Genomic DNA, 25,038 nt, shown 5'->3' on the forward strand with positions numbered 1-25,038 from the left:
AGCCGCCGGAGCCGCGAACGTCCCGCCGGCAACGGGACTTGCGCGGAAGTGATGACGTTATACGTCCGTATCGTCCACAAGCAAAACGGATTCCGGCGGGCGCGCGCGGGATCAGGGTAATCCCGCGGCGGCGGGATCCAGGGCGCCTAACCGGCGAGGCGGGGATTGAAGGCGTCGTTCAACGCATCGCCCAGCAGGTTGAGCGACAGCACGGTCAGCACGATGGACAGGCCGGGCAGCGCGGCCAGGTACCAGGCGGTGCGCAGCATCTCGCGCGCATCGCCGATCATGCTGCCCCAGGACACCGCATTGGGGTCGCCCATGTTCATGAAGGACAGCGCCGATTCGATGAGGATGGCGTTGGCGACCAGCACCGAGGTCGTGACGATCACGGGCGGCAGCGCGTTGGGCAGGATTTCCAGGAAGGCGATGCGGAAATGGCTGAACCCGTTGCTGCGCGCCGCCTGCACGAATTCCGCTTCGCGCAGGGTGCGGAATTCGGCGCGCACCAGCCGCGCGACCACGGGCCACGAGGCCACGCCGATGGACAGCGCGATCACCGTCACCGAAGGCCGGCCGATGGCGACGATGACGACCACCAGCAGGAACGAGGGAATGGTCTGCAGCAGTTCGGTCACGCGCATCAGCGCCACGTCCGTCCAGCCGCCCGCGTAGCCGGCCGCCGCGCCCACCGCGATGCCGATGGCCAGGCTCAGCAGCGCGGCGGTCACGCCGACGGTCAGCGACACCTGGGCGCCATGCGCCAGGCCGGCGGCGATGTCGCGTCCCATGGTGTCGGTGCCCAGCGGGAACTCCGGATCCTGGCCCGGCCACAGGATGGGCGGACCGACCATGTCCAGCGGATCGTGGGGAAAGACCCACGGGGCCGTGGCCGCGGCCAGCAGGATCAGCAGCAGCAGGACGGCGCCCGCCACGGCGCCGGGGTTGGCCAGCAGGCGCCGCAGCGCGCCTGGGCGCGGCCGGGCCAGGCCGGCGGCGGGAGCGGGCAGGGAAGAGGAGTTCGCGGGCATGGAGTGTCGGGAAGGAGGGGCGCGTCAATGGACGCGGATGCGGGGGTCCAGCAGGGCGTGCAGCAGGTCCACGAGCAGGTTGGCGAGGATGACGAGCAGCGAGGACAGGACCAGGATGCCCAGCAGCACCACGTAGTCGCGCGCCATCACGGACTCGTAGGCCAGGCGGCCCAGCCCGGGCCAACTGAAGACGGTCTCGACCACCACGGCGCCGCCCAGCAGCGTGCCGAAGTTCAGGCCGGCCACCGTCGTGACCGGGATCAGCGCGTTGCGCAGAATGTGGCGGCGCGCCACCGCCCACGGGGCCAGGCCCTTGGCCCGGGCCGTGCGCACGAAGTCCTGGCGGCTGACTTCGAGCATGGAGGCCCGCGTCAGGCGCGCGAAGATGGCGACGTAGAAACCCGCCAGCGCCAGGGTGGGTAGCGCCAGGTGGCGCGCCACGTCCAGCGCGTGCGCCAGGCCGGTGGCGGCGGAGCCGATGGTGGACACGCCGCCCGGCGGCAGCCAGCCCAGTTGCACCGACAGCAGGATGATGGCCATCAGGCCCAGCCAGAAGCCGGGCGTGGAATACAGCAGCAGCGCTGCCAGGGACAGCACGCGGTCGGGCCAGCGGCCCACGAAGCTGGCCATGACCGCGCCCAGCGCGATGCCGGCCGCCAGCGCGCAGCCCAGGGCGCTGAGCATCAGCAGGACCGTGTTGCCCAGCCGGCTGAAGATCAGGTCCGACACCGGCAGGTTGTAGCGCGGCGAAACGCCCAGGTTCAGCCGGGCCAGGTTGCCCACGTAGGCCTGTAGCTGCCGCAGCACGGGCTGGTCCAGGCCGAAGTGGCTGCGCGTGGCGGCCATGCTGGCCTCGGTGGCGGAGCCCGACTCGGCGGCGATCACGTCGGCGGCGTCGCCCGGCACGGCCTGCAGCAGGAAAAAGCTGAGCAGGATGACGCCGATGACGGTGGGGACCGCCTGCAGCAGGGAGCGCGCGAGCGTCTGGGCGGCGCGTAGCGATGTCATGGTGGCGGTTCCGTTGGCGGCTTATTGCAGGTAGACGTCCGCCAGGTTGGACTCCACCCCGTCGGCCGTCAGCGAGTGGTCGTGGACCCGCTGGTTCGCGATGGTGATGAATTCCGGCTGGTACAGATTGAGGTCGGGCACTTCCCGCGCCACGATCCGCTGGAACTCCTTGAACAGCTCGACGCGGCGCGCCGGGTCGTTCTCCACCGCGGCGCCTTCCAGCAGTTCGTCCACCTTGGGATTGCTGTAATGCGTGCCGTTGGAGAAGGGCACGCCCTTGATGAAGTTCTTCGACCAGTACAGCCGCTGGACGCCCACGGTGGGATCGAACAGGTTGCTGGCGCCGTTGGTGGTGAAGGCGAAATCGCGGTCGGTGTAGACGCGCTTGATGAAGGCGGACGCGTCCTGCGACCGGACGGCCACCGCGATGCCGACGCGGGCCAGCGTGGTGCGCAGGTAGTCGGCCAGGCGCGCGCCGTCGGCGCCGATCGGGTTGTAGTCCAGCGGCACGCGGAAACGCACGCCGTCGGCTCCCTTCGGATAGCCGGCTTCGTCCAGCAGCGCGTTGGCGCGCTTCAGGTCGTAGGCATAGGGCGAGGGCGCCGGGTCGTTGTAGGTCTTCAGGCCCGGGGCGATGGGTGAATAGGCCACCTGGCCCACGCCGTAGTTCACGACCTTCAGGATGACGTTGCGGTCCACGGCATGCGCGACCGCCTGCCGGACCTTCTCGTTCTTGAAGTGCGGTTCGTCCAGGTTGAACTCCAGCCGCGTGACGTTGTAGGAATAGCTGTTGCCCTTGGTCTCGAAGCGCAGCGACGGCACGGTCTTCAGCCGCGCCAGGTCGGCCAGCGGCACGGGCGTGCGGTAGCCGAGATCGGCGGTGCCGGTTTCGAAGGCGATGGCGGCGGCGGCCGGATCGGCCACGATGCGCACGATCAGGCGGTCGATGTAGGGCTTGGGCTTGTCCCAGTAGTCCGGATTGCGCTCATAGACGATATGGCTGCCGCGCACCCATTCCTTGAACTTGTAGGGGCCCGTGCCGATGGGCGCGGAGGTGGCGGGGTTGGTCAGCGGGTCGGTGCCCTCGTAGACGTGCTTGGGCACGATGGGCGTTTCGGTGGCGACGAACGCGCGGATCAGGTAGGGCGCCGGCTTGGACAGGCGCAGGACGACGGTGTGGTCGTCCGGGGTCTCGATGGCGGTCACGTTCGCGAAGGTATTGCGGCCGCGGGGGTGGATGCGCTTGAGCAGGTCGATCGAATACGCCACGTCGGCGGCGGTGAAGGGCTTGCCGTCGTGCCATTTCACGCCCTGGCGCAGCGTGAAGGTGTACACGGTGCCGTCCGGGCTGATCTGCCAGGCGGTGGCCAACTGGGGCTCGGGCTTCAGATCGTAGTCGTACTTGAGCAGGCCTTCCGTCACCTTGGCGCTGACGCTCAGGATCGGGGTGGCCACGTTGCCCACGGTCACCAGCGCGGTGGGCTCGGACGGCAGCAGCAGCGTCAGGGTGCCGCCGCGGACGGGTTCGGCATGGGCGGCGGGCGCAAGCGCCAGCAGCGCGCCAGCCAGGGTCAGGTGAAGAAAGGAACGGCGGGGAAATGTCATGATGGGCAGCGGATGTCGATGAAAGAGGAATGCCCGGGCGCGGCCCGGGGGCTGGTCGGGCAGGTGCGGGGTTCAGGGCCGGACGTCCGCCTGTCGGTAGGCTTCTCGCGCCTGGCCGGCGCTGACCAGCCCGTCGCGCACGTCGCGCTCCAGGCGGGCCGCGTCGCGCGCTGCCGGGTCGCCCAGTCCGCCGCCGCCCGGCGTGTGCACGACCAGCCGCTCGCCGGCGGGCACCAGTTGGCGGCCCTTGGATTGCAGCGTCCGGCCGCCGGACAGCGCCAGTCGCCCGCCCGCGCCGGCCTGGCCGCCCAGGGCGCCGCGCGCCGGATGCTGCACGCGGTCGAAGGCGGCAGCGATGATCATGGCCGCGTGCGGGTCCGCGTGGCGCACCTCGATGGTCTGTCCCAGGCCGCCGCGCACCGTGCCGGCGCCGCCCGAGTCCTGGCGGTACTCCTTGCGCTCGAAGACCAGCGGATTGGCGCTTTCCAGTATTTCGAGCGAAACGTTGCGCACGCCGCTGGGATAGGACGTGGCCGACAGCCCGTCCTTGCCGGGACGCGCCCCGGTGCCGCCGGTGGAGAAGCTGGTCGCGTTGAAGCGCGGACCGGCCAGCAGTTCGGCCTGTTCCGCCGGCGTCGCGCCGGCCAGCGGTTCGCCGCCCACCAGATGCAGGTTCCACAGCGACGAGGCGCCTTCCGCCGGCACCTGGTCCGGCCGAGCCTGACGCAGGGCGCCGAACACCGCATCGGGCAGCAGTTGCCCGATGATGTGCCGGGCGGTCACCGCGGCGGGAAAGCGCGCGTTGAGGATGGAGCCTTCCGGCGCGGAGACTTCGACCAGCGACAGCGAGCCGGCGTTGTTCGGCACGTCGGCGCCGATCAGGCAGCGGATGCCGAAGGACGTATAGGCGTCGGTGTAGGCTTTCACCACATTGATGCCGCGCGCCACGCTGGGCGAGCTGCCGTCGAAGTCGACACGGATCCGGTCGGCCTCGACCGTCACGCTGGCCTGCAGCGTGATGGGAGCGTCGTACCCGTCGATGACCAGCGTGTTGCGCCAGGTGCCCTGGGGCCATTCGGCGATGGCCTGGCGCATGGCGCGGGCCGATTGCTCGATGATGTAGCCGCCCAGCGCTTCCAGGTCGGCCAGTTGGAACTCGGCCAGCAGCGACTTCAGGCGGCGGCCGCCGATATCGTTGCAGGCGACCAGCGCGTACAGGTCGCCTTCCACCTGTTCCGGTTCGCGCACGTTGGCGCGGATGATGGCAAGCACGCCCGGATCCACCTCGTGCTGGTGGAAGAAGCGCAGGATGGGCAGGAACAGCCCCTCGTGGTAGATCTCCAGGCCGTCGGCGCTGCTGCCGATGCCGCCGATGTCGATCACGTGCAGGGTCGAGGCGAAGAGCGCGACCAGCGCGCCGTCGTGGAACACCGGCGACACCATGGTCATGTCGAAGAGGTGGCCGGTGCCTTTCCAGGGGTCGTTGGTGAGCAGCACGTCGCCATCGCGCAGCGACTCCGGCGGAAAGACCTTCAGGAAGTGCTTGACCGATTCGGCCATCGCGTTCACGTGGCCCGGCGTGCCGGTGACGGCCTGCGCGATCATCCGGCCGTCGGGCAGGAACACGCCGGCCGACAGGTCGCCGGCTTCGCGCGTGGCGGTGCCGAACGCCGAGCGGATCAGCACCTGGGCCTGTTCCTCCACGACGGACAGCAGTCGGTTCCAGGCCAGTTGGTAGCGGATGCGCTCCTGGGCGGCGGGTTGGGAGGGCGTGCTCATGATGCGATTTCCTTATCGGTGGAGAGGGCCTGGCGCGCGGCGGCCGCGCCGACGTCGTCCAGCACCAGCGAACCGAGGCGGCTGCGGCGGGCCTCGAAGCCGGCGGGCACGAAAGTGGTGGTCTCGTCTTCCACCACCAGGGCCGGGCCGGTCAGCTTCTGTTCGGCGTCCAGCGCGGCGCGCTCGTAGCAGGGCACTTCGGTCCAGTTGTCGCGCTCGAAGTCGTAGAGCTTGCGCGTGCCCGCCTGGCGAGCCGCGATGGCGGGGCCGCTGGCGATGCGGTCGGCCTCGGGCACGCGGCGCTCGCCGGCCTGGGCGGCGACGGACCAGCTCACGGCCTCGGTGGCCACGTGGGGCAGATTGCGTCCATAGAGCTGGGCGTAGCGCTGCGCGAACGCCTCGCCCAGCCGGGCGCTGGCGGACGCGTCGAAGGGCCCGTCGGGCAGGTCCACGGCGATTTCATGGCCTTGCCCGCTATAGCGCATGAAGACCACGCGCTTGTGGCTGAGGGCCGCGTCGGGCGCGGCGCGGCGCACCACGGCGTCCACGCCCGCGGTCAAGTCGTCCAGCAGGGCCTGCACCGCGGCATGGTCGATGCCGGCCAGGCGCTGGTGGAAGCTGCGGACCGCCTGGTAGGCGATCGGCGCCCAGAGAAAGCCGACGGCCGAGCCCACGCCGGCCGATTCCGGGATGATGACCCGGGCGATGCCCAGCTTGCGCGCCAGCCCGGCGGCATGCAGGGGCGCGGCCCCGCCGAAGGCGATCAGCACGTGTTCGTCGGCCGATTTGCCCAGTTCCGAGGCGTGCACGCGCGCCGCGTTCGCCATGTTCTCGCTGACCACCTCGACGATGGCCTGGGCGGCCTGCGGCGCCTCCAGCCCGGCGGGCGCGGCCAGGTGCGTCTGGATCGCGTTCCAGGCCAGTTCCGGGCGCAGGCCGACCTTGCCCACCGCGAACCGTTCGGGCGTGACGGTGCCCAGCAGGGCGTGCGCGTCCGTCACGGTGGGCAGTTCGCCGCCATTGCCGTAGGCGGCGGGGCCGGGCGAGGAGCCCGCGCTGTCGGGGCCCACCTGGATGGATCCGAGTTGATTGATGCGCGCGATCGAACCGCCGCCCGCGCCGATCTCCACCATCTCGATCACCGGAATGCGGATGGGCAGGCCCGAACCCTTCAGATGGCGGTGCACGCGTCCGAATTCGAAGCTGCGGCTGACCTGGGGCTCGTAATCGTCGATGTAGCAGATCTTGGCGGTCGTGCCGCCCATGTCGAAGGACAGCGCGCGCGCCGCGCCCGTCTGCTGCGCGATGTGCTGCGCCAGGATGGCGCCGCCGGCGGGGCCGGACTCCACCAGGCGCACCGGCTCTTCGACGCCGGTCTGCAAGGTGGCGATGGCGCCGCCCGAGGTCATCAGGAACGGCTCCTCGCGCAAGCCGCGTTCGCGCGCGGCGTCGTTGAAGCGGCGCAGGTAGCCCGATACCTGCGGCTGCACGTAGGCGTTGGCGCTGACCGTGGACAGGCGGGGGTATTCGCGGATTTCCGCGCAGACGTCGGACGACAGCGAAATCCATAGTTGCGGCGCATGCTCGCGCAGCAGTTCGCGGATGCGCCGCTCGTGGTCCGGGTGGGCATAGCTGTGCAGCAGGCAGACCGCCACGCTCTCGATGCCCGCCTCGGTCAATTCGCGCGCCAGCGCGATGACCTGCGCTTCGTCCAGGGGCGTCAGCACGCGGCCCTGGGCGTCGACGCGCTCGGTGATGCCATGGCGCCAAGGCCGCGGCACCAGCGGTTCCGGCTTGTCCAGGAAAATGTCGTACTGCGCGAACCGGTCTTCCAGGCCGATCTCCACCAGATCGCGGAAACCCGCCGTCGTCAGCAGGGCGGTGCGGGCGCCCTTGCGCTCGATGAGCGCGTTGGTGGCCAGCGTGGTGCCCAGGATCAGCAGGCCGATCTGCGGCCAGCCCAGGCCGGCCTGGTCCAGCAGTTCCTGGATGCCTTGCAGCACGGCGGTTTCGGGCGTGTCCGGCGTGGTGAGCAGCTTGGCCGACCAGCGGCGCCGTTCGCGTTCGAGCACGATGTCGGTGAAGGTTCCGCCGACGTCGACGGCGACGCGCACGGCCGCGTCCGCGGTAGAAGAGATAGTCATAAGGGACAACTGGAATCAGGTCGTGGAGGCCCGCGAGGCGAAGACGGGCCAAGACCGTTGATGCTAAGCAGTCCCGGCTTCGGCTTGAACGACGGATTTCGAGTTTGCATATGCGGAAAGCGCGCGGCGCCTTCCGCGGGGCGGCGTCAGCCCGGGTGGCCCGAGAGCGCCAGGAGCAGCGCCAGGCACAGCAGCACGCCGAACGCGGCCAGCGCGAAAGGCAGCAGCAGGACGTAGACGCCGCGCTCCTGGCCCCGGCCGTGGGCCAGCCCGGCGGCGATCGACATGCGGACCGGCGAGAAGATCCCCAGCGAGGTGCCGGAGACGTGCAGCAGGGCCGCGGCGGCCGGCACGCTCAGGCCGGCCTGCACGGCCAGCGAAAGCTGGGACGGCATGAACAGGCTGTTCGGCGCGTTGCCGCTGTTGGCCAGGATGCCGAACGCGCCGGCCAGCACCGGCGTGATCAGGACGGTCCAGTCCCTCAGGCTGGCGAACAGGCCGTCGGCGAACGCTTGCGAAATGCCCGCGCCCGCGAGCACTTCGGCCATCATGGCGAACAGGAACACCGAATACACCGCGTGGCGGCCGGTGGTCCAGGCGGCGCGCGCCTGCGCGGCCAGGACCCGGGGCTGGCCGCGCAGGACCGCCATCGCCACCGCGCCCGCGATGAGCCAACTGCCGGCATGCAGGAACGGCTTCCAGACGGGCAGGTCCGCGAACGGACTGAACGCGGCCAGCGCCGAGAGCCCGCGGTTCAGGCCCGGGACCAGCCGCGTCGCGACCAGCGAGGCGATCATCAGAATGTAGGGCAGCGCGCCGCGCGCCGCGGCCAGCAGTTGCGGGCGGTCCGGGCGGCGGTCGAGCACGAAGCGCAGGACGATCAGCGGGCCATAGGCCGACAGCAGCGCGGTTTCCGGGCCCAGCAGGGCGGTGGCGGCGGCCAGCGCCGCCAGGCTGGCGGCCATCCAGCCCGCCTCGCGCCAGTGCTCCGAGGCCGCGGCGCGCAGCCCCGCGCGCGCGGCGGTGCGCCAGTACAGCGCCATCCATATCGCCATCAGCAAGACCACCGGCACCATGCCGTAGAGCGCGAGTTCCGGCGCCGGCACGCGCGCGTAGGCCGAGGCCAGCAGCGTGCCGCTGCCCATGGCGCCCCAGGGAATCAGCGTCTGGCTCAGGAGCGCGAACACCATGGTCTCGCGCGGTTGCAGGTTGAGCGGCCGGATCAGCAGCACCGTGCCCAGCATGCCGACGCCGAAGCCGGTGGCCGATTCGGCGAACGGTCCGACCAGGAAACAGGCGAAGAACAGCCGCCTGCGCCGCGCGAGCGCATCGGCCAGTTCGGCCACGCTGGGGCCGGTCGCCTTGCCGGCCGGCGAGCGGTTCTGCGCGGCCATGTGCCAGAACAGCAGTCCGCCCAGGATGTAGGGCGTGATGGTCCCGCCGATCCAGAGTCCGCGCGCCAGCGCCAGGCCGAGCTGGCTGCCGCCGAACGGCGCGGGCGCCGCGCCGAGGGCGACGGGCACCGCGGCCGCCAGCCCCAGGACGGCGGCGGCCGTGGTGTTCAGCCGCCCGCTGGCGATGGCGCCGATGACGGTCAGGGCGGGCAGGGACCAGAGGAGATACGTCATTGGGGGGGATGTCCGCAAGGCGTGGGCCGGGTTGGGCAGTGTATGCCGATCGGCCGCCCGGCCGCGCGCTTGCGGCGGACCGGCATCGCGCGTGTCGCCGCGCCGTTTTGCGGCACGATCCCGGCCGACTTCGGCGCCGAGGTCATCAAGCCGGAACAGCCGGGAGCGGGCAACCTGGAGATTCAGCCGGAGAGCGGCCGGGTCGAACCGCGGATGGTCAGGGTGGCGGGAAAGCGCGAGGGGGGAGGATGCGCCGCGCCGCCGGGAGGCGGCTCGTTCTCGCCGTGGATGCGCGCCAGCAGCAGATTGATGGCGTAGGCGCCCATGGGATAGACCGGCGGGGATACCGTCGTCAGGCCGTCTCCGACGAGTTCGAACCAATCGGGATCGCCATAGCCCACGACCGAAACGTCCGCGGGGCAGGCCAGGCCCAGGCCGCGCAGCGCCTTGAGCGCGCCGACCGTCAGGCGCGAGCTGCCCACGATCAGCGCGGTGGGCGGCTCGGCGCCGCTCATCATGCCATGCACCGCGCGATGGGCGAACTCGACCCGGGGCGGACCCACCGCGGTCATGCCCGCGTCCAGGCCGGCGCGCTGCATCGCCCCGTAGAACCCCGCCAGGCGGTCCTCGCCGCAGCTCAGGTCGGTGGTGGTGCCGACATAGGCGATGCGCCGGTGGCCGTAGTGGATGAGGTGTTCGGCCGCGGCGCGCGTGGCGGCCTGCTCGTCGATCACCACCGCTTCAGCCGCCATGGCGGCGTGCTGGCGGACTAGCTGGATGGCGTGCACGCCCTTGAGCAGGGCCACGGTCTCGGGCTTGGGCGCCACGGTAGGGGTAATGATGACGCCCGCCGCCCGCGACACGACGAACGCGCGCAGGTCGTTGAGTTCGCGCTCGGGGTTGTCCTCGGTGATGCTCAAGGCGAGCTGGAAGCCGCGGGCCACGGCGGCATCGGCCACGATCTTGGCGATCGACGCGTAGAAATCGTTCTGGATGTCCGGGACGATCAGGCCGATGACCGGGCTGTGCGCGGTGCGCATGTTCTGGGCGGTGCCATTGGGCACGTACCCCATCGCGTTGGCGGCTTCGCGCACGCTGGCCTTGGTCGCGGCGCTGATCTTGGGGTGGTCGGCGAGCGCGCGCGAGACCGTCGCGTGCGACAGGTCCAGCGCGGTCGCGATGTCCTTGATCGTGACGTTGGGGCGCGCCGCTATGCCAGCCATGGCGTGGTCCGTTGCTGGCGCTGCTGGAAGGCGTCGATGTCGGCGGCGCGTTCCAGCGCCAGGTCGATATCGTCGGTGCCGTCGAGCAGCAATCGACGCCGCCCCGCGTCGATCTCGAATCCATAGGCCCGGCCGTCCGGCCCGGTGACGCGCTGCTCCGCGAGGTCGACGGTGGCGCGGCAGCCCGGCAGAGCCAGGGCCTGGTCCATCAGCGTATCGATGGCCGTCGCGGGCAGGGTCACCGGCAGCAGTCCGTTCTTGAGGCAGTTTTCGTGGAAGATCGGGCCGTAGCTGGCCGCGACGATGGCGCGGATGCCGTATTCCTGGTGGGCCCAGACCGCATGTTCGCGCGAGGATCCGCAGCCGTAGTTTTCACGCGCCAGCACGATCGCCGCGCCGCGGTACGCCGGCTGGTTCAGGAGGCTGTCCGGACGCGGCCGGCCGTGTTCGTCGTAACGCCACGCCCCCATGAAACCCTCCGCCAGGCCGCTGCGTTCGACGGTCACCAGCCAGCGCTGGGGCACGATCGCGTCGGTGTCCACGTGGTCTTGATTCATGGGCAGGATGATGCCGTGGGCTTGGATGAAGGGCTTCATATTAGACCAGATCCCTATGATCGACGATGGCGCCGGCGACGGCCGCGGCGGCTGCGCTGGCGGGGCTGGCGAGATGGGTGCGCGCGCCCGGACCCTGGCGTCCTTCGAAGTTGCGGTTCGAGGTGGACACGCAGCGCTCGCCGGGCGGCACTTTGTCCGCGTTCATGCCGACGCACATCGAACAGCCGGGTTCGCGCCATTCGAATCCGGCGTCGCGGAAGACGCGGTCCAGGCCCAGCCGTTCGGCGGCGCGCTTGACCCGCTGCGATCCGGGCACCACCAGCGCGCGCACGCCGGGCGCGACGCGGCGGCCCTGCGCGATGGCGGCGGCCGCCTGCAGATCCGAGAGGCGCCCGTTGGTGCAGGACCCGATGAAAACCCATTGCACCGGCACGTCCGCGAGCGGAGCGCCCGGCGTCAGCCCCATGTAGCGGTAGGCCTGCTGCATCGATGCGCGTTCGCCCGCGCTGGCCGCGTCCTCGGGGTCGGGCAGGCGTTCGCGCACGCCGGCCACCTGCGCGGGACTGGTGCCCCACGTCAGTTGCGGCGAGTCCAGCGCCAAAGTCACCTCCAGTTCGGCGTCGTAGCGCGCCAGGGGATCGCTGCGCAGGGCGCGGAACGCCTGCTGCGCGGCGGCGTCGCAGGCGGCGGGCGCGTGCCGGCGCAGGTAAGCCAGCGTGACGTCGTCGGGCGCGATCACGGCGGCGCGCGCGCCGGCCTCGATCGCCATATTGCAAAGCGTCAGGCGTTCCTCCATCGACAGGGCCGCCACCGGCGCGCCGGCCAGTTCGAGGAATCCGGCGGAGGCGCCGCGCACGCCGATGCGGCGCAGTACGTGCAAGGTCAGGTCCTTGGCGCTCAGGCCCGGGGGCAGGGCGCCGGCCAGGGTGAGCCGCAGGGCGCGCGGCCTGAGCATGGCGAGCGTCTGGGTGGCCAGCACATGCTCGGCCTCCGACGTGCCGATGCCCCAGGCCCAGGCGCCCAGCGCGCCCAGCGTGGAGGTATGGCTGTCGCCGCAGGCGACCGTCATGCCCGGCAGCACCAGGCCCAGCTCAGGCGCGATGACGTGCACGATGCCCTGGTCGGGATCGTCGACACCGTAGTGGCGGATGCCGAACCGGGCGGCGTTGCTCTCCAGCGCGGCGATCATGGCCTCGCCGCCCGGCACCTGTTCCGCCTGCCGTCCGGGCGCGGTCGACACGATGTGGTCGGCGATCGCGACATTGCGGCGCGGGTCGCGCACGGCCCGGCCCTGGGCGCGCAGCGACGCGAAAGCCTGCGGACTGGACAGGTCGTGCAGCAGGTGCCGGTCGATGTGGATCAGACTGCGGCCGTCGGCCAGGTCGGCGACGCGATGCGCATCCCACAGTTTGTCGAACAGGGTTTGCGGGGCGCCTGCGGCCGGCGCCGGTTCGGTTGCGGCAGATAGCGGCATTTCTCCTCCGTGGTGCACACGTATGACAATTTCAGGATTGCCAATAAACGCGGGTAAACCAGTACCTTAAGACGTATTGACGCAGGTTTTACGGATAATTATAGTTCGCTTAGTGCAAACGTGTGCATTGTCAGAAGGTCGATTCCCAAAAAAAGAATGAGGAGACTTCCATGAAGTGCGTCAAGCAGGTTCGCAGTAGAGCGGCCGCCATCCTGGCGGCGCTGGGCGTGTTCGCGGCCGCGGCGCAGGCGGCCGCGGCGCCGGCCTACCCGGAGAAGGCCATCAGGCTGATCGTGCCGTTCGGCGCGGGCGGCACCACCGACATCCTGGGCCGCGTGCTGGGGCAGAAGCTCGGCGATGCGCTTGGGCAGACGGTGATCGTGGAGAACCGGCCGGGGGCCAACGGCAACATCGGCAGCGACGCGGTGGCCAAGGCCGCGCCCGACGGCTACACGCTATTGTTCGCGGCCGACGCCACGCTGGTCATCAATCCCACCTTGTACCGGCAGTTGCCGTTCCAGCCCGAACGCGATTTCGCGCCGATTTCCCGCATCGCGGTGGTGCCGCTGGTGCTGGTCGCCAATCCCGGCGTCAAGGCGGATACCTTGCCCGAACTGGTCGAACTGGGACGCGGCAACGATGCGCGGCTGGATTACGGCAGCGCCGGCGCGGGCAGCATGGGGCATCTGGTCGGCGAACGGCTGAACCGCGCGACCAGGATGAAGATGACGCATATCCCCTACAAGAGCGGCGCGCAGGCGATCGCCGACGTGGTGTCGGGGCAGATCCCGCTGCTGATCACCGGCCTGGCGGTGGCCGATCCGTTCCTCAAGAACGGCAAGCTCAAGGCGATCGCGGTGACCTCGGGCCAGCGGTTCCCCGGCGCGCCGGCGGTTCCCACGATCGCCGAAGGCGGCGTGAAGGATTTCGATTCCCCGAGCTGGTACGGCCTGCTGGCGCCGGCGGGCACGCCCGTTCCCGTACTGGAAAAGATCCACGACGCGCTGGCGGCCGCCTTGCAGACGGAAGACATGAAGGCGCGCATGGTCGAACTGGGCGCCTGGCCGGTGGTGGACAGCCGGGCCGCGTTCACGGAACTCATCAAGCAAGACACGGCGCGCTGGTCCCAGATCATCAAGGCGGCCGGCATCACTGTCCAATAACCCCAATCCGACGGTCTATCCATGCGCATCACCGCCATACGAGAAACAGCCATTCCCTTGCAGGGCAACCTATCGAATTCGCTGGTCAACTTCGCCGAACACACGGTGTCGCTGGTCGCGCTGGTGAGCGACACCGTGCGCAATGGCCGGCCGGTCATCGGCTATGCCTTCGATTCCATCGGCCGCTACGCGCAGCCGGGCCTGCTGCGCGAACGTTTCATTCCCCGCCTGCTGGCGGCGCCGCCGCACGCGCTGCTGAATGAAGCCGGCACGGCGTTCGACCCCGGGCGCGCCAGCGCCGTGATGATGCGCAATGAAAAGCCCGGCGGCCATGGCGACCGAGCCGCGGCTGTCGGGGCGCTGGAACTGGCATTCTGGGACCTGAACGCCAAACTCCGGGACGAACCCGCCTACCGCGGCATCGCGCGCCACGTCGGGCGCGCCGCCGGCGACGGCGCGGCGCAGGTCTATGCGGCCGGCGGCTATTACTACGACAGCGGCGACGCCGTGCGCCGCCTGAAGGACGAGTTCCGGGCGTATCGCGACCAGGGATTCGTCAAGTTCAAGATGAAGATCGGCGGCGCGACCCTGTCCGAGGACCTGGCGCGCATCGACGCCGCGCTGGCCGTGGCGGGCGAGGGCGCCAACCTGGCCGTCGACGCCAACGGGCGCTTCGACCTGGAGACCGCGCTTGTCTATGCGCGCGCCCTTGAACCTTACGGACTGCGCTGGTATGAAGAGATCGGGGATCCCCTCGATTACGCCCTGAACAGCCGGATAGCCCAGTCGTATGCCGGTCCGATCGCGACGGGCGAGAACCTGTTCTCGCTGCAGGACGTGAACAACCTGCTGCGGTTCGGTGGCTTGCGGCCCGCCACCGACGTCCTGCAGATGGACGCCGGGCTGGCCTACGGGCTGACGGAATACCTGCGTATGCTGGCCGCCGTGGAGGCGGCGGGATTTTCACGCGGCAGTCTGCATCCGCACGGCGGCCACCTGATCAATCTGCATATCGCGGCCGGGCTGGGCCTGGGCGGGTGCGAAGCCTATCCGGGCGTATTCCAGCCGTTCGGCGGCTATCCCCCGCAGTGCGCGCTGGGAGCGGGACAGGTGCGTCCGACGGACGCCCCGGGATTCGGACTGGAACAGAAACAGGAACTGGCGCCATACATCGCGGCGCTGGCAACGGGCGGAGCTTGAGGAAGCGGACATCATGAAGATTGCGATTATGGGTTGCGGAGCCATGGGCTCCGTATACGCCGGACTGCTGGCGGCCGGCGGGCACGACGTGCTGGCCATCGACCACTGGGCGGAACACGTCGAGGCGATGGCTGCCCGGGGCTTGCGCGTCGAAGGCGCCAGCGGAGACCGCGTCGCGCGGGTGCGCGCCTATCGGGAGGCGCCCGCCGAGCCGGTCGACCTCATCATCATCGCGGTCAAGGCGGCGCAGGCGGGCAGCGCGGCCGCCCAGGCGCGGGCCATGCTGGGGCCGGACACGTCGGTGCTGACCATACAGAACGGCCTGGGCAGCGCCGACAGCGTGGCGCAAGCCATCGGCGCGGACCGGCTGGCGGTCGGCATCGCCGCCGCTTTCGGCGCATCGCTGTCCGGGCCGGGCCACGTCCACCACAACGGCATGTCGGCGGTGCGCATGGGCGCGTATGCCGGCATGCCGGCGGAACGGCTGGCGGACATCGCCGCGGTGTGGAGCGATGCCGGTTTCAACGCGCAGGCGGTCGACAACCTGCCCGCGATGCAATGGGAAAAGCTGATCTGCAACGTCGCCTACAGCGCGCCGTGCGCGCTCACCGGCATGACGGTCGGCGCGGCGATGGACGATCCGGACGTCGGCGCCGTCAGCCAGGCGGCCGCGGCCGAAGCCTGGGCCGTCGCGCGCGCCCTGGGGATACCGATACAGGTGGACGATCCCGTCGCGCACGTGCGCGCGTTTGGCGAGCGCATCCGCGACGCCAAGCCTTCGGTGCTGCTGGATCACGAGCACGGACGCGTCAGCGAGATCGACTACATCAATGGCGCCATCCCAGTCCAGGCGCGCAAGGCGGGCTTGCCGGCGCCGGTGAACGAAACGCTGACGCGGCTGGTCAAGCAGCGGGAGAGCGGATTCAGCAGCGGCCGGACCTAGCCTTCGTTCTATTCAATGCCGCCACCGCCCGGTTCCGGGTGGCCAGCCGGTCTTCCAAGATCAAGACCGGCTGGCAATCCGCTACGCGTGCTTTTAGTGCCAAAAATAGAACGCTGATAACGAAAAATCGGTCTACCGCCAAGTTTGTTCCATTTTTATTATTCGTGCAGCCATCCGGCTTTCCTGTTCGGCACACCGCCGTCGATTCTCAAAGGAGAACTCCATGTCTGCACCCGCCAACTTCAACGGCCAGCGTCCCGTCATCGACCCCGACGACGCCGTCATGCTGCTGATCGACCACCAGAGCGGCCTGTTCCAGACCGTGGGCGACATGCCCATGCCCGAGCTTCGCGCCCGGGCCGCCGCGCTGGCCTCCATGGCCACCCTGGCCAAGCTGCCGGTCATCACCACGGCCTCCGTGCCGCAAGGCCCCAACGGCCCGCTGATCCCGGAAATCCACGCCAATGCGCCGCACGCGCGGTACGTCGCTCGCAAGGGCGAGATCAACGCCTGGGACAATCCCGAGTTCGTCGAGGCCGTCAAGGCCACGGGCCGCAAGACGCTCATCATCGCCGGCACGATCACCAGCGTGTGCATGGCGTTTCCCGCCATCAGCGCCGTCGCCGCGGGCTACAAGGTGTTCGCGGTGGTCGACGCATCCGGCACCTACAGCAAGATGGCGCAGGAAATCACGCTGGCGCGCGTGGTGCAGGCGGGCGTGGTGCCGATGGACACCGCCGCCGTGGCGTCCGAATTGCAGAAGACCTGGAACCGCGAGGACGCGCTGCAATGGGCCGAGGTCTACACCAAGGTGTTCCCGTCGTACCAATTGTTGATCGAAAGCTATGGCAAAGCCCAGGAAGTGGTGAAGAATAACGAAGTGCTGGATTCGCAGCGCTGATCCGCGTCCCGCGGTTCACCGTCCGGGAGCCTGGCCCCGGGCGGCTTTCCAACCACTCAGGATCCCCATGAAAACCTGCATCAACCGATTGCTGCTGGCGGCCGCGCTGGCCGGCGGCGCCGCACAGGCCTTCGCCGCGGGCGTGGACTATCGCATCGACCCGGAACACACGGAAGTGGTGGTGACGTGGAGCCACCTGGGCTTCTCCACGCCGTCGGCGCATGCCGGAGGCATACAGGGCGTGGTCCGCTACGACGCCGCCAACCTTTCCGCCTCGTCCGTCAAGCTGGACGTGCCGCTGACGAATTTCACGTCGCACATTCCCAAACTGGACGAAATGCTGCGGGGGCCGGAGTTCTTCGAGGCCGGCAAGTATCCCGCCATCGGCTTCAAAAGCACTTCCGTCGAGGACAAGGGCAACGGGCTGCTGCTGATCCACGGCAAACTGCGCATCAAGGACCGGGAGAAGCCCGTCGTGCTGGAGGCCAGGCAGAACAAGGCTGGCGTGCACCCGAGGGCCCAGCGGCCGGCGATCGGCTTCGACGCGTCCATGGTGGTCAAGCGCAGCGATTTCGGCGTGGACGCATACGCGCCCGGCGTCAGCGACGACGTCGCGCTGCGTATTACCGTCGAGGCCTTGGCCGACGCGGCGCGCTGAGCGCGCGAGGGCAAGAAGAAGAGGGCGCCCAGCCGTCAACGACTGGGCAGTCCTCGGCTGGAGGCTGCGGGTGACGGGTGCTCCGGGCTTTCGCATGTGGCGATCAGGTCTACGGCGACCTTTTCAAATGCCGCGAACGAGTCGCTGAAGCTCGGCGGGTTGTTGTCATAGACGAGCGGCATAAGGACTTTCTCGTACTGCTGCCGCAGCCAAGTGTTCGCCCTGGCTGCTCCGAGTGTGCGCTTGAGCACGCCGGCCGGGTCTTCGTCGAACTCCGGATTCTGGCCTTCGAATTCTTCGCGGTCCCTTTCCACCAGCGGCGCAAAGATAGCGCGGGCCGAGGCAATCGACTCCGGCGCAGTCTCGGCGATGCGGGCAACGTCGTAAATGTGGCGGACCAATGTAGGATCGATGCTGCTATTGCGCCCTTGTTCGCCCTCATTGGTGTTCTGTTCGTTCTTGCCCTTGCCGCGCCTGGCCTGATGGCCATCCCAATTGTCGGCGCAACGCCTGAGCAGCGAAAGCACCTTTTCCGCCAGGGTTTCAGCAATGGAAATGCAATTGAATTCGACAGGGGTGGATAACGGCCGATCCGCAAGGGCTTCGTAGAGATAGCCAAACTGCCGGCGCTCAAACGGCAATAGCGGCTGGCGTTGAATCAGTTCCAGCTTGAGCACGGGCCGCAAACTCGACATCACATCAAATGCTGTCCTGTAGCCCGCGTCCACCAAGTAGTACCGATGAGAATTCCGTATATGCGGGTTCTCCGCTTGTTCGACGAGAGGAAAGCCGAGTTCTTCCAAGAGCCTCGCGACCGCCGCGTGCAAGGCCTTCAGGCGAGCCCGGTCGCTGCCGCCTTTCTTCAATGCAGCAGCCGGAGGATGCATCACAACCTTGATGTCGATGTCCTCCGACATCCGGTTGATGAGGCCATAGGCTTTCGAGAGGCACGTTCCGCCTACGAACACCAGATGAATGTCCGTGTCGCGCTTCAGCCGCGGTTCGTCCCGGCGGGAAGTCGGGCGGAAGTGTTCGTGATGGACTTCAAGCGTGCTCAGACCGCGAAGCAGCTCGGTAATGTGTATGTCTTTTTCGGCAGTCTGGATTGGAAGGCCCCGCAGCAAGCCTTCCGCAGACAGATCTTCAAGAGCTTGCTTCTGTTCGTCCGTAATTGTTCTCATACTTCAATGCGCGTCCACCCACCTCGATCTTCCGACTGATTCGGCGGCTTCCTGTGTTGGCGACAAAGGCACCAGGCAATTGGGTGGTCTGTCGGTCGTTGTAAGCGGAGGCTGCTTTTCCTGCCCGGACAACGACGTTCAGTTTTTTCAGCGCTTCCGTGGCCAGGGTCTCCAGGCTGCCGGCAGGAATGATGCTGCCCGTGACGGAGCTTCGGCGCGTCTTGGCGTAGACCCCGGTTCCGATGCGCACGAGCACGCCTTCGCCCTGAAGCTTTTTCAATGCTTCGGAGACCTGGGTGGAACTCCCCAGCGGCGCCAATTCGGAACGCAGGACGACGTTGCCGGACCTGCGCTGAATTGAACGGAGCATGCGCTGCTTCAGGGGCATCATGGATAGATCCTCAAATACTTGCCGAGAGTATAGTTCTCCTGCCTGAATGTTTCAAATAGCTATTTGATGACAATGACTTAGAGCGCCAGACATTACCGGGGTTCCGGCAATGTCTGCGCCTGGATCCACGGCCCGCCACCCGCCGCGGCCGATTCGGGACCGGCCGCGGCGGGGAGGGTCAATGCCCGCCGTAGATGTTGCCCGCGATGCCGCCCGCGACGCCGCCGATGGCGGCGCCCGTCCATCCGCTGCCGCCCGCGATCGCGGCGATGCCCGCGCCGGCGGCGGCGCCGATGGCCGCGCCCGACAGGGTGCCCTGCTGCTTGGAGCTCATGTTCGTGCAGCCGGCAAACGAAACCATCGCAATGCCGATGACTATCGATCTGATCATTTTCATGGCGGACTCCTAGGGCGCGCGTTTCGTGCCGGGCACGACGATTTCGAACCAGAGGGTTTCAACCACCGGGCGGTCCAGCTTCGCGGGATTCGCCGCATACCAGTTGTCCAGGCTTTCGCGCACGGAGTCCAGAGTCTGCTCCTGGAGTCCCCGGGCAAAGCGCGGGATCAGCGTCTGGGCGTCGGTGGGGGCGTGGCGCCGTTGGTAGGCCTGCTCCACTTGAAGAAGATTCGCCATGCCCAGGAGGTAGGCCTTCTTCAGATTCGCGTCGGACTCCGTCCACTGCTTGCCGGTGATGATGGGGGCTCCCTCGGGCGTTGCCGCCGTGCCGGGAGTGGCGACCAGCAGCGAGAGGACCAGGGCTGCCGGACCGAACAGGTGTTTCACTTTCATCGCATCGCTCCTCAAGGGAACAGAGATAGAAAAACAACCTTCTGACGCCATGCACGCGGTTCGCTCATGAGGGCGAGCGATAAGCGGTATCGGTAAATTTAGGCTTGAAAACAGGCTCGCGCAAGGGGAGGAATGCGTGCGCCGCAGCGATATGCGGGCGCGATTTACCCAACGGGAATGATTGGTGTAGAGTTTCATTAAATAAAATTTAGTTTATTAAATGAAACAACTAACCATGAACGATTCCCCTGAAGCCAGACTCGTCGCCCACCTTTCCCGCCTGCGCCGGCAGGCCATCGTCCCGAGCACGCGCGAGCGGCTGGCCCAGGCCTTGCTGGACTGGTTCACGGCGGGCTGGTCCGCCGGCCACGCCGCCGCGGCGGACCGGTACCGTCGCGTGGCCGAAGACTGCCACCCCGGCCACGGGGCGGCGCCGGTGTTCGGCCATGCGGCAATGAACGCGAACGGCGCGGCGTTCGCCAATGCAGCCATCGCGCATATCCGCGAGATCGACGATGCGCATCGCGCCGCCATGCTGCATCCGGGCGTGGTGTCGATCACGCCGGTGCTGGCCCTGGCGGCTGGCGGCGCGTTGACCCGGCGCCAGGTCGCGGATGGGATCATCGCGGGCTATGAAGTGTGCTTGCGGGTGGGCGAGGCCTTGGGCGCCGGACATGCGGCCGGCTTCCATGCCACGGCGACGGCGGGCGCCACCGGCGCGGCGGCGGCCGCGGGCGTGGCGCTGGGCCTGCCGTCCGCGCAACTGCACCACGCGCTGGGCATCGGCGCCACGCAGGCCGCGGGCCTGTGGCAACTGGTGGACGACGGCGCGCATGAGTCCAAGTCGCTGCACCCGGCCTTTGCCGTGCGCAACGGGATGGCGGCGGCCTATGTGGCGCGCGCGGGCCTGCCCGGGGCGCGCCGCTACGTCACGGGCGCGCGCGGGCTGTACCGGCTGCTGGGAGGAGACGGTCCGCTGGACGCGCTGGACGGCGGCCTGGACGCGCCGGAGCGGCTGAATACCGCCACCATCAAGGCCTGGCCTTGCTGCGCCCAGCTATTCACGCCGCTGGACGCGATCCGCGACCTGCTGGACGCCCACGGCACGGTGCCGGATGAAATCGAGTCGGTGGACGTGGAGATCTTCACGCACGCGCTCAAGATCGCGGGCGTGGACTGGCCCGCCAAGCCCGCCGAGACCTGCTTCAGCCTGCGCTACGTGGCTGCGCGCCTGCTGCTGTCGGGCAAGCTGGGCATCGAGGACATGGAGGCGCCCGATCTGCAGGCGGACGAGCTGCTGGCCATGGCGCGGCGTATCACGGTGCGGACCAGCGAGGAGTTCCAACGGGAATTTCCGCGGCTGCGCCCCAGCCGCGTCACGCTGACGCTGAAGAGCGGCCGCAAGCTCGAGGCGCTGAGAAAGCTGCGCCGGGGCGATCCGGAAGACCCCTACACCTGGACCGCGCTGCAGGCGCGCATGCGCGCCTTCGCGCCCATGATGGACGACGCTTCGGCCGCGGCCATCGTGGCCTGGTGCGAACGCTTCATCGACACCGGGCAGGACGGCGAGGCCTGCGCGCCGCCGCCGGCGCTGTTCGGCCCTGCAAGGCCGTAGCAGAAGGCGGGCCGCGGCCTCAGGGACAGGCCTTCGGCGTCCAGGCCGCGGGCGGGGTGGTGCGGAATCCCTGCTGCGCGAGTTCGTGGCGGGCGATCTCCACGGCCTTGCGCTGCGCGGCCTCGTTGTGGCGCGAGGCCAGGCCCAGCACCACCAGCGCGCCGACGAAGGTATCGTCGCCGTCGAAGACCGGGACGGCCACCGACGCCATCTCCGCCACCCGTTCCGAGCGGGTCATGGCATAGCCTTTTTCATGGATGTCGCGTTCCAGCGGCGTCGAACCGCCGGTGTAGGCGCGCAGCACGTGCGCCGACGAACCGCCGTCCTTCAGGCTGATCCGCTTGCCCACTTCGACATGGTGGCGCACTTCCTTGGAGGTGTTCTCGCGGTACAGGCAGATGCGGTCGTCGCCGCTGCGCACGTAGACCGCCACGGTTTCGCCGGTCTGCTCCATGACGTTGCGCAGCACCGGCTGCAGGCGCGAACCGAGGTCGAAGGTGTCGCGATACAGCATGCCCATGTGCAGGAGCGCCGGTCCCAGCGCGTAGGTGCTGCTGTCGTAGCGATGAATCATGCGCGCCTTGGTGAACACGCCCAGCAGGCGCAGCAGGGTGGCTTTGTCCAGCCCGGTGCGGTCGGCCAGGTCGCGCAGCGACAGGCGCGGGCTGTCCTCGCTGAAGCACTCCAGGATGGAGATGCCGCGTTCGAGCACGCCGGCGGGCGGCTTAGGGGATTTCTCGCTTGACACGGTTTCCTATGCTTCCTTATAGTTTCGATGAATAAAACATATTTTAATCAATGAAATGAAAAGCGGCTACCGGACCAGGGACTTCCGCCTTCATTCACCAGGAGGCCAGCATTGCGCAGGATGGGTTCAGGGCCCGGCCGCGCGATCCACAGCATTATGCCCAATCAGATCGATGCATTCCCGGCGGCGCTGGCCGCCATCGTCGGCCAGGACCATGTCTTGACCGGAGTAGCGGACACCGCCCGCTACACGGCGGACTGGCGCCGCAATTTCCCCGGCGCCGCGCTCGCCGTGGCGCGTCCTGCCTGCACGGAGCAGGTGTCGCGCGTGGTGGCGCTGTGCGCGCGCCATGGCGTGGCGGTGGTGCCGCAGGGCGGCAATACCGGGCTGGTCGGCGGATCCACGCCCGATGCCTCGGGCCGCGAATTGGTGCTCAGCCTGGACCGCATGGCGGCGGTGCGGCGCGTGGACGCGCTGGACAACAGCATTACGCTGGAGGCGGGCTGCACCGTCCTGGCGGCGCAGCAGGCGGCCGCCGGCGTGGGCAGGCTGTTCGCCTTGTCCCTGGCGTCCGAGGGCAGCGCCACGGTGGGCGGCGTGGTGTCCACGAACGCGGGCGGCGAACAGGTGCTGCGCTACGGCAATACGCGCGACCTGACGCTGGGCCTGGAGGTGGTGCTGGCCGACGGCAGCGTGCTGGACCAGTTGGGCACGCTGCGCAAGGACAATACCGGCTACGACCTCAAGCAGTTATTCATCGGCGCGGAAGGAACGCTGGGCGTCGTCACGGCGGCGTCGTTCAAACTGTACGCGCAGCCCGCCAAAGTGGTGACCGCCTGGGTCGCGGTGCCCACGCCGCAGGCGGCGGTGGACCTGCTGGCCCGCCTGACCGGCGCCGTGGGCGAGCGCGTCACCGCCTTCGAGCTCATCGGCCGCCAGACGCTGGTCCAGGTGCTGGCGCATCCACTGGACGGCATGCGCAATCCGCTGGCCATGGATACGCCCTGGTCGGTGCTGTTCGACGTCTCGGAAACCTCGGCGCGGATGGATCCCGAACCCGCGGTGCATGCCGTGCTGGAAGCCGCCATGGAGGCCGGCGCGGTCACGGATGCGGTGATCGCGGCGTCCGGCCGCCAGGCGCACGAACTGTGGGCGCTGCGCGAGCACGTGCCGGAGGCCCAGCGGCTGGACGGCCCGTCCATCAAGCACGACATTTCCGTCGCGGTGTCGCGCGTTCCCGAATTCATCGCCGCGGCCGGCGCGGAGCTGGAGGCCTTGATGCCCGGCATTCGGATCGTGTGCTTCGGACACGTGGGCGACGGCAACCTTCATTACAACCAGAGTAAGCCGGCCGGCATGGACGACGCCGCGTTCCGGGCGCGCGAGGACGCGGTGCACGACGTGGTGCATGCCGTGGCCGCGCGCCTGGGAGGATCGATCTCCGCCGAGCACGGCATCGGCCGGCTCAAGCAGCAGGCCTTCCTGCAGTTCAAACCCGCCGTATCCGTGGAAGTCATGCAGCGCATCAAGCATGCGCTGGACCCCCGCGGCACGTTCAACCCGGGCCGCCTGTTGCCGCGTCCCGTCCACCAGCCTTCCTAACCATCCAGGATCCCGCCTCATGTCCGTTTCCGTTTTCGATATGCAATCGCTCCAGCACCTGTGGAGCACCGATGAGCTGCGCGCCATCTTCTCCGAGGAAAACCGCATCCAGAAGTGGCTGGATTTCGAGGCGGCGCTGGCCGAAGCGCAGGCCGAGCTGGGCATCATCCCCGCCGAGGCGGCCCGCGAGATCCGCGCCCAGGCGCAGGCCGGCAACATCGACATCGCCCAGATGTCGGCGGAGATCCGCCGCATCAAGCATTCGCTGGTGCCGGCGCTCAAGCAATTGCAGGCGCGCTGCGGCGAAGACCACGGCGAATGGCTGCACTACGGCGCCACGACCCAGGACGTGGTCGACACCGGCGTCGCACTGCAGCTCAAGGAGGTGCACGCAGTGATCCTGCGCGACATGGCGGCCGTGGGCCAGGAGCTGGCGCGGCTGGCCCAGGCGCATCGGGACACGCCCATGGCGGGGCGCACCCACGGGGTGCAGGCCTTGCCCATCACCTTCGGCCACAAGTGCGCCGTGTGGCTGGACGAACTGTCGCGCCATCACGAGCGGCTGAAGGAGTGCGAGCCGCGCGTGCTGGTGGGCATGGTGGTGGGCGCCGTCGGCAGCCAGGCGTCGCTGGGCGAGCAGGCCGAAGAGGTGGAGCGCCGCACGCTCGCCAAGCTCGGACTGGCCGCGCCGTCCATCAGTTGGGCGCCCGCGCGCGACCGCTTCACGGAATACGCGCTGCTGCTGGCGATGCTGGGCGCCACCCTGTCCAAGATCGGCAACGAACTCTTCAATATGCAGCGCAATGAATTCGCCGAAGTGGAAGAGGCGTTCTCGGCTGGCAAGCTGGGTTCCTCGACCATGCCGCACAAGCGCAACCCGACTTCGGCCGAGAACCTGGCGGGTCTGTGCCGGCCGTTGCGCGCCGGCGCCGCGCTGATGCTGGAAGGCATGGTGCAGGAAGGCGAGCGCGACGGCATCGCCTGGAAGATCGAATGGAAGGCGCTGCCCGAATGCTGCCTGATCGCCGGCGCCATGCTGTTCCAGGCGAAGAACCTGCTGGCCGGGCTGCGGGTGGACGGCGAGGCCATGGCGCTGAACCTGGACCGCATGCGCGGCTATCTGCTGTCCGAACACGTGATGCTGGAACTGTCGGAGCGCGTGGGCAAGCAGACCGCGCACGAATGGATCTACGAAGCGTCCATGCACGGCATCACCAACAAACTCGATTTCGCCCAGGCGCTGCGCCAGCACAAGGACCTGGCCAGCCTGCTGGGCGAAGACGAGATCCAGCGCCTGACCGATCCGGCGGGCTACCTGGGGCAGTGCGCCGCCTCGGTCGACCGGGTGGTGCAAACGCAGCGAGCCGCCTGGCTGGGCGCCTGAGGGCGACGGCCGG

Annotated in this window: 22 protein-coding genes and 1 pseudogene; 9 read left to right on the top strand and 14 right to left on the bottom strand. The window is 68.8% G+C overall.

Going from position 1 to position 25,038, the window contains the following annotated elements; all coding sequences use genetic code 11:
* Positions 1-146: 146 nt before the first annotated feature.
* The 6 genes from WHX56_RS19240 to WHX56_RS19265 all read right to left on the bottom strand — a co-directional run bounded on the left by WHX56_RS19240 (position 147) and on the right by WHX56_RS19265 (position 9,195).
* Positions 147-1,031 (bottom strand): ABC transporter permease, encoded by an 885-nt coding sequence (locus tag WHX56_RS19240; protein WP_287753129.1) that lies wholly within the window; start codon positions 1,029-1,031, stop codon positions 147-149.
* Positions 1,032-1,055: 24 nt separating this feature from the next.
* Positions 1,056-2,039: an ABC transporter permease gene (locus tag WHX56_RS19245; protein ID WP_129238807.1), complete on the bottom strand. Its 984-nt coding sequence runs from the start codon at positions 2,037-2,039 to the stop codon at positions 1,056-1,058.
* A 21-nt stretch (positions 2,040-2,060) separates the two neighbouring features.
* Entirely contained in the window at positions 2,061-3,644 is a 1,584-nt protein-coding gene (locus WHX56_RS19250; RefSeq protein WP_129238806.1) for an ABC transporter substrate-binding protein, read from the bottom strand.
* Between the two features lie 72 nt (positions 3,645-3,716).
* The gene (locus WHX56_RS19255) at positions 3,717-5,423 is read right to left on the bottom strand and encodes a hydantoinase B/oxoprolinase family protein (RefSeq protein ID WP_287753133.1); all 1,707 of its coding nucleotides are present in this window, start codon (positions 5,421-5,423) and stop codon (positions 3,717-3,719) included.
* Positions 5,420-7,567, bottom strand: coding sequence for a hydantoinase/oxoprolinase family protein (locus WHX56_RS19260; protein ID WP_338878680.1), 2,148 nt, complete (start codon positions 7,565-7,567; stop codon positions 5,420-5,422). Before WHX56_RS19260 ends, WHX56_RS19255 begins: the two co-directional genes overlap by 4 nt.
* Positions 7,568-7,713: 146 nt before the next feature.
* Positions 7,714-9,195, bottom strand: a complete 1,482-nt coding sequence (locus tag WHX56_RS19265) for a hypothetical protein (RefSeq protein ID WP_338878681.1) — start codon at positions 9,193-9,195, stop codon at positions 7,714-7,716.
* Positions 9,196-9,288: 93 nt separating this feature from the next.
* Between WHX56_RS19265 and WHX56_RS30495 the strand changes: the two are divergent.
* A pseudogene (locus WHX56_RS30495) lies at positions 9,289-9,369 on the top strand (CoA transferase); the annotation flags it as partial.
* Positions 9,370-9,377: 8 nt separating this feature from the next.
* Here the strand turns inward: WHX56_RS30495 and WHX56_RS19270 are convergent.
* The 3 genes from WHX56_RS19270 to leuC are packed head-to-tail and all read right to left on the bottom strand — an operon-like array spanning position 9,378 to position 12,449.
* Positions 9,378-10,418: a LacI family DNA-binding transcriptional regulator gene (locus tag WHX56_RS19270; protein WP_129238802.1), complete on the bottom strand. Its 1,041-nt coding sequence runs from the start codon at positions 10,416-10,418 to the stop codon at positions 9,378-9,380.
* On the bottom strand, positions 10,406-11,014 hold the full coding sequence (leuD, locus tag WHX56_RS19275; RefSeq protein WP_338878682.1) for a 3-isopropylmalate dehydratase small subunit: 609 nt from the start codon (positions 11,012-11,014) through the stop codon (positions 10,406-10,408). Before leuD ends, WHX56_RS19270 begins: the two co-directional genes overlap by 13 nt.
* Position 11,015: 1 nt before the next feature.
* Entirely contained in the window at positions 11,016-12,449 is a 1,434-nt protein-coding gene (gene leuC / locus WHX56_RS19280) for a 3-isopropylmalate dehydratase large subunit (protein WP_338878683.1), read from the bottom strand.
* Positions 12,450-12,619: 170 nt separating this feature from the next.
* Between leuC and WHX56_RS19285 the strand changes: the two genes are divergently transcribed.
* The 5 genes from WHX56_RS19285 to WHX56_RS19305 all read left to right on the top strand — a co-directional run bounded on the left by WHX56_RS19285 (position 12,620) and on the right by WHX56_RS19305 (position 17,314).
* Complete coding sequence (locus WHX56_RS19285) at positions 12,620-13,612, top strand: tripartite tricarboxylate transporter substrate binding protein (protein ID WP_338878684.1); 993 nt, start codon at positions 12,620-12,622, stop codon at positions 13,610-13,612.
* A gap of 21 nt (positions 13,613-13,633) precedes the next feature.
* Complete coding sequence (locus tag WHX56_RS19290) at positions 13,634-14,812, top strand: mandelate racemase/muconate lactonizing enzyme family protein (protein WP_338878685.1); 1,179 nt, start codon at positions 13,634-13,636, stop codon at positions 14,810-14,812.
* A gap of 13 nt (positions 14,813-14,825) precedes the next feature.
* On the top strand, positions 14,826-15,755 hold the full coding sequence (locus tag WHX56_RS19295) for a 2-dehydropantoate 2-reductase (RefSeq protein ID WP_338878686.1): 930 nt from the start codon (positions 14,826-14,828) through the stop codon (positions 15,753-15,755).
* 223 nt (positions 15,756-15,978) lie between these two features.
* Positions 15,979-16,656 (top strand): isochorismatase family protein, encoded by a 678-nt coding sequence (locus WHX56_RS19300; RefSeq protein WP_129238796.1) that lies wholly within the window; start codon positions 15,979-15,981, stop codon positions 16,654-16,656.
* Positions 16,657-16,723: 67 nt separating this feature from the next.
* A complete protein-coding gene (locus tag WHX56_RS19305; RefSeq protein WP_338878687.1) occupies positions 16,724-17,314 on the top strand; it encodes a YceI family protein in 591 nt (196 codons plus the stop codon).
* A 35-nt stretch (positions 17,315-17,349) separates the two neighbouring features.
* Here the strand turns inward: WHX56_RS19305 and WHX56_RS19310 are convergent, their stop codons facing one another.
* The 4 genes from WHX56_RS19310 to WHX56_RS19325 all read right to left on the bottom strand — a co-directional run bounded on the left by WHX56_RS19310 (position 17,350) and on the right by WHX56_RS19325 (position 19,676).
* Positions 17,350-18,495: a nucleotidyl transferase AbiEii/AbiGii toxin family protein gene (locus WHX56_RS19310; protein WP_338878688.1), complete on the bottom strand. Its 1,146-nt coding sequence runs from the start codon at positions 18,493-18,495 to the stop codon at positions 17,350-17,352.
* A complete protein-coding gene (locus tag WHX56_RS19315; protein WP_338878689.1) occupies positions 18,458-18,886 on the bottom strand; it encodes a DUF6088 family protein in 429 nt (142 codons plus the stop codon). The genes WHX56_RS19310 and WHX56_RS19315 overlap by 38 nt, the downstream gene beginning before the upstream one ends.
* Positions 18,887-19,064: 178 nt before the next feature.
* Positions 19,065-19,283 (bottom strand): hypothetical protein, encoded by a 219-nt coding sequence (locus WHX56_RS19320; RefSeq protein ID WP_129238794.1) that lies wholly within the window; start codon positions 19,281-19,283, stop codon positions 19,065-19,067.
* Between the two features lie 9 nt (positions 19,284-19,292).
* Entirely contained in the window at positions 19,293-19,676 is a 384-nt protein-coding gene (locus tag WHX56_RS19325) for a hypothetical protein (protein WP_129238793.1), read from the bottom strand.
* 235 nt (positions 19,677-19,911) lie between these two features.
* On the opposite strand from WHX56_RS19325, the gene WHX56_RS19330 reads away from it, so the two are divergent.
* A complete protein-coding gene (locus tag WHX56_RS19330; protein ID WP_338878690.1) occupies positions 19,912-21,291 on the top strand; it encodes an MmgE/PrpD family protein in 1,380 nt (459 codons plus the stop codon).
* A gap of 19 nt (positions 21,292-21,310) precedes the next feature.
* On the opposite strand, the gene WHX56_RS19335 is transcribed toward WHX56_RS19330, so the two are convergent.
* Positions 21,311-22,039 carry an IclR family transcriptional regulator gene (locus tag WHX56_RS19335; protein ID WP_244234936.1) on the bottom strand — a complete coding sequence of 243 codons (729 nt, stop codon included), beginning with the start codon at positions 22,037-22,039 and terminating at the stop codon, positions 21,311-21,313.
* A gap of 156 nt (positions 22,040-22,195) precedes the next feature.
* On the opposite strand from WHX56_RS19335, the gene WHX56_RS19340 reads away from it, so the two are divergent.
* Both WHX56_RS19340 and purB read left to right on the top strand, forming a co-directional pair.
* Positions 22,196-23,641 (top strand): FAD-binding oxidoreductase, encoded by a 1,446-nt coding sequence (locus tag WHX56_RS19340; protein WP_338878691.1) that lies wholly within the window; start codon positions 22,196-22,198, stop codon positions 23,639-23,641.
* Positions 23,642-23,660: 19 nt separating this feature from the next.
* Positions 23,661-25,025 carry an adenylosuccinate lyase gene (purB, locus tag WHX56_RS19345; RefSeq protein ID WP_287753513.1) on the top strand — a complete coding sequence of 455 codons (1,365 nt, stop codon included), beginning with the start codon at positions 23,661-23,663 and terminating at the stop codon, positions 25,023-25,025.
* Positions 25,026-25,038 lie beyond the last annotated feature (13 nt).

Origin of the sequence: Achromobacter veterisilvae (genome assembly GCF_037619525.1) — a bacterium.
GTDB classification, from domain to species: domain Bacteria; phylum Pseudomonadota; class Gammaproteobacteria; order Burkholderiales; family Burkholderiaceae_B; genus Achromobacter; species Achromobacter veterisilvae.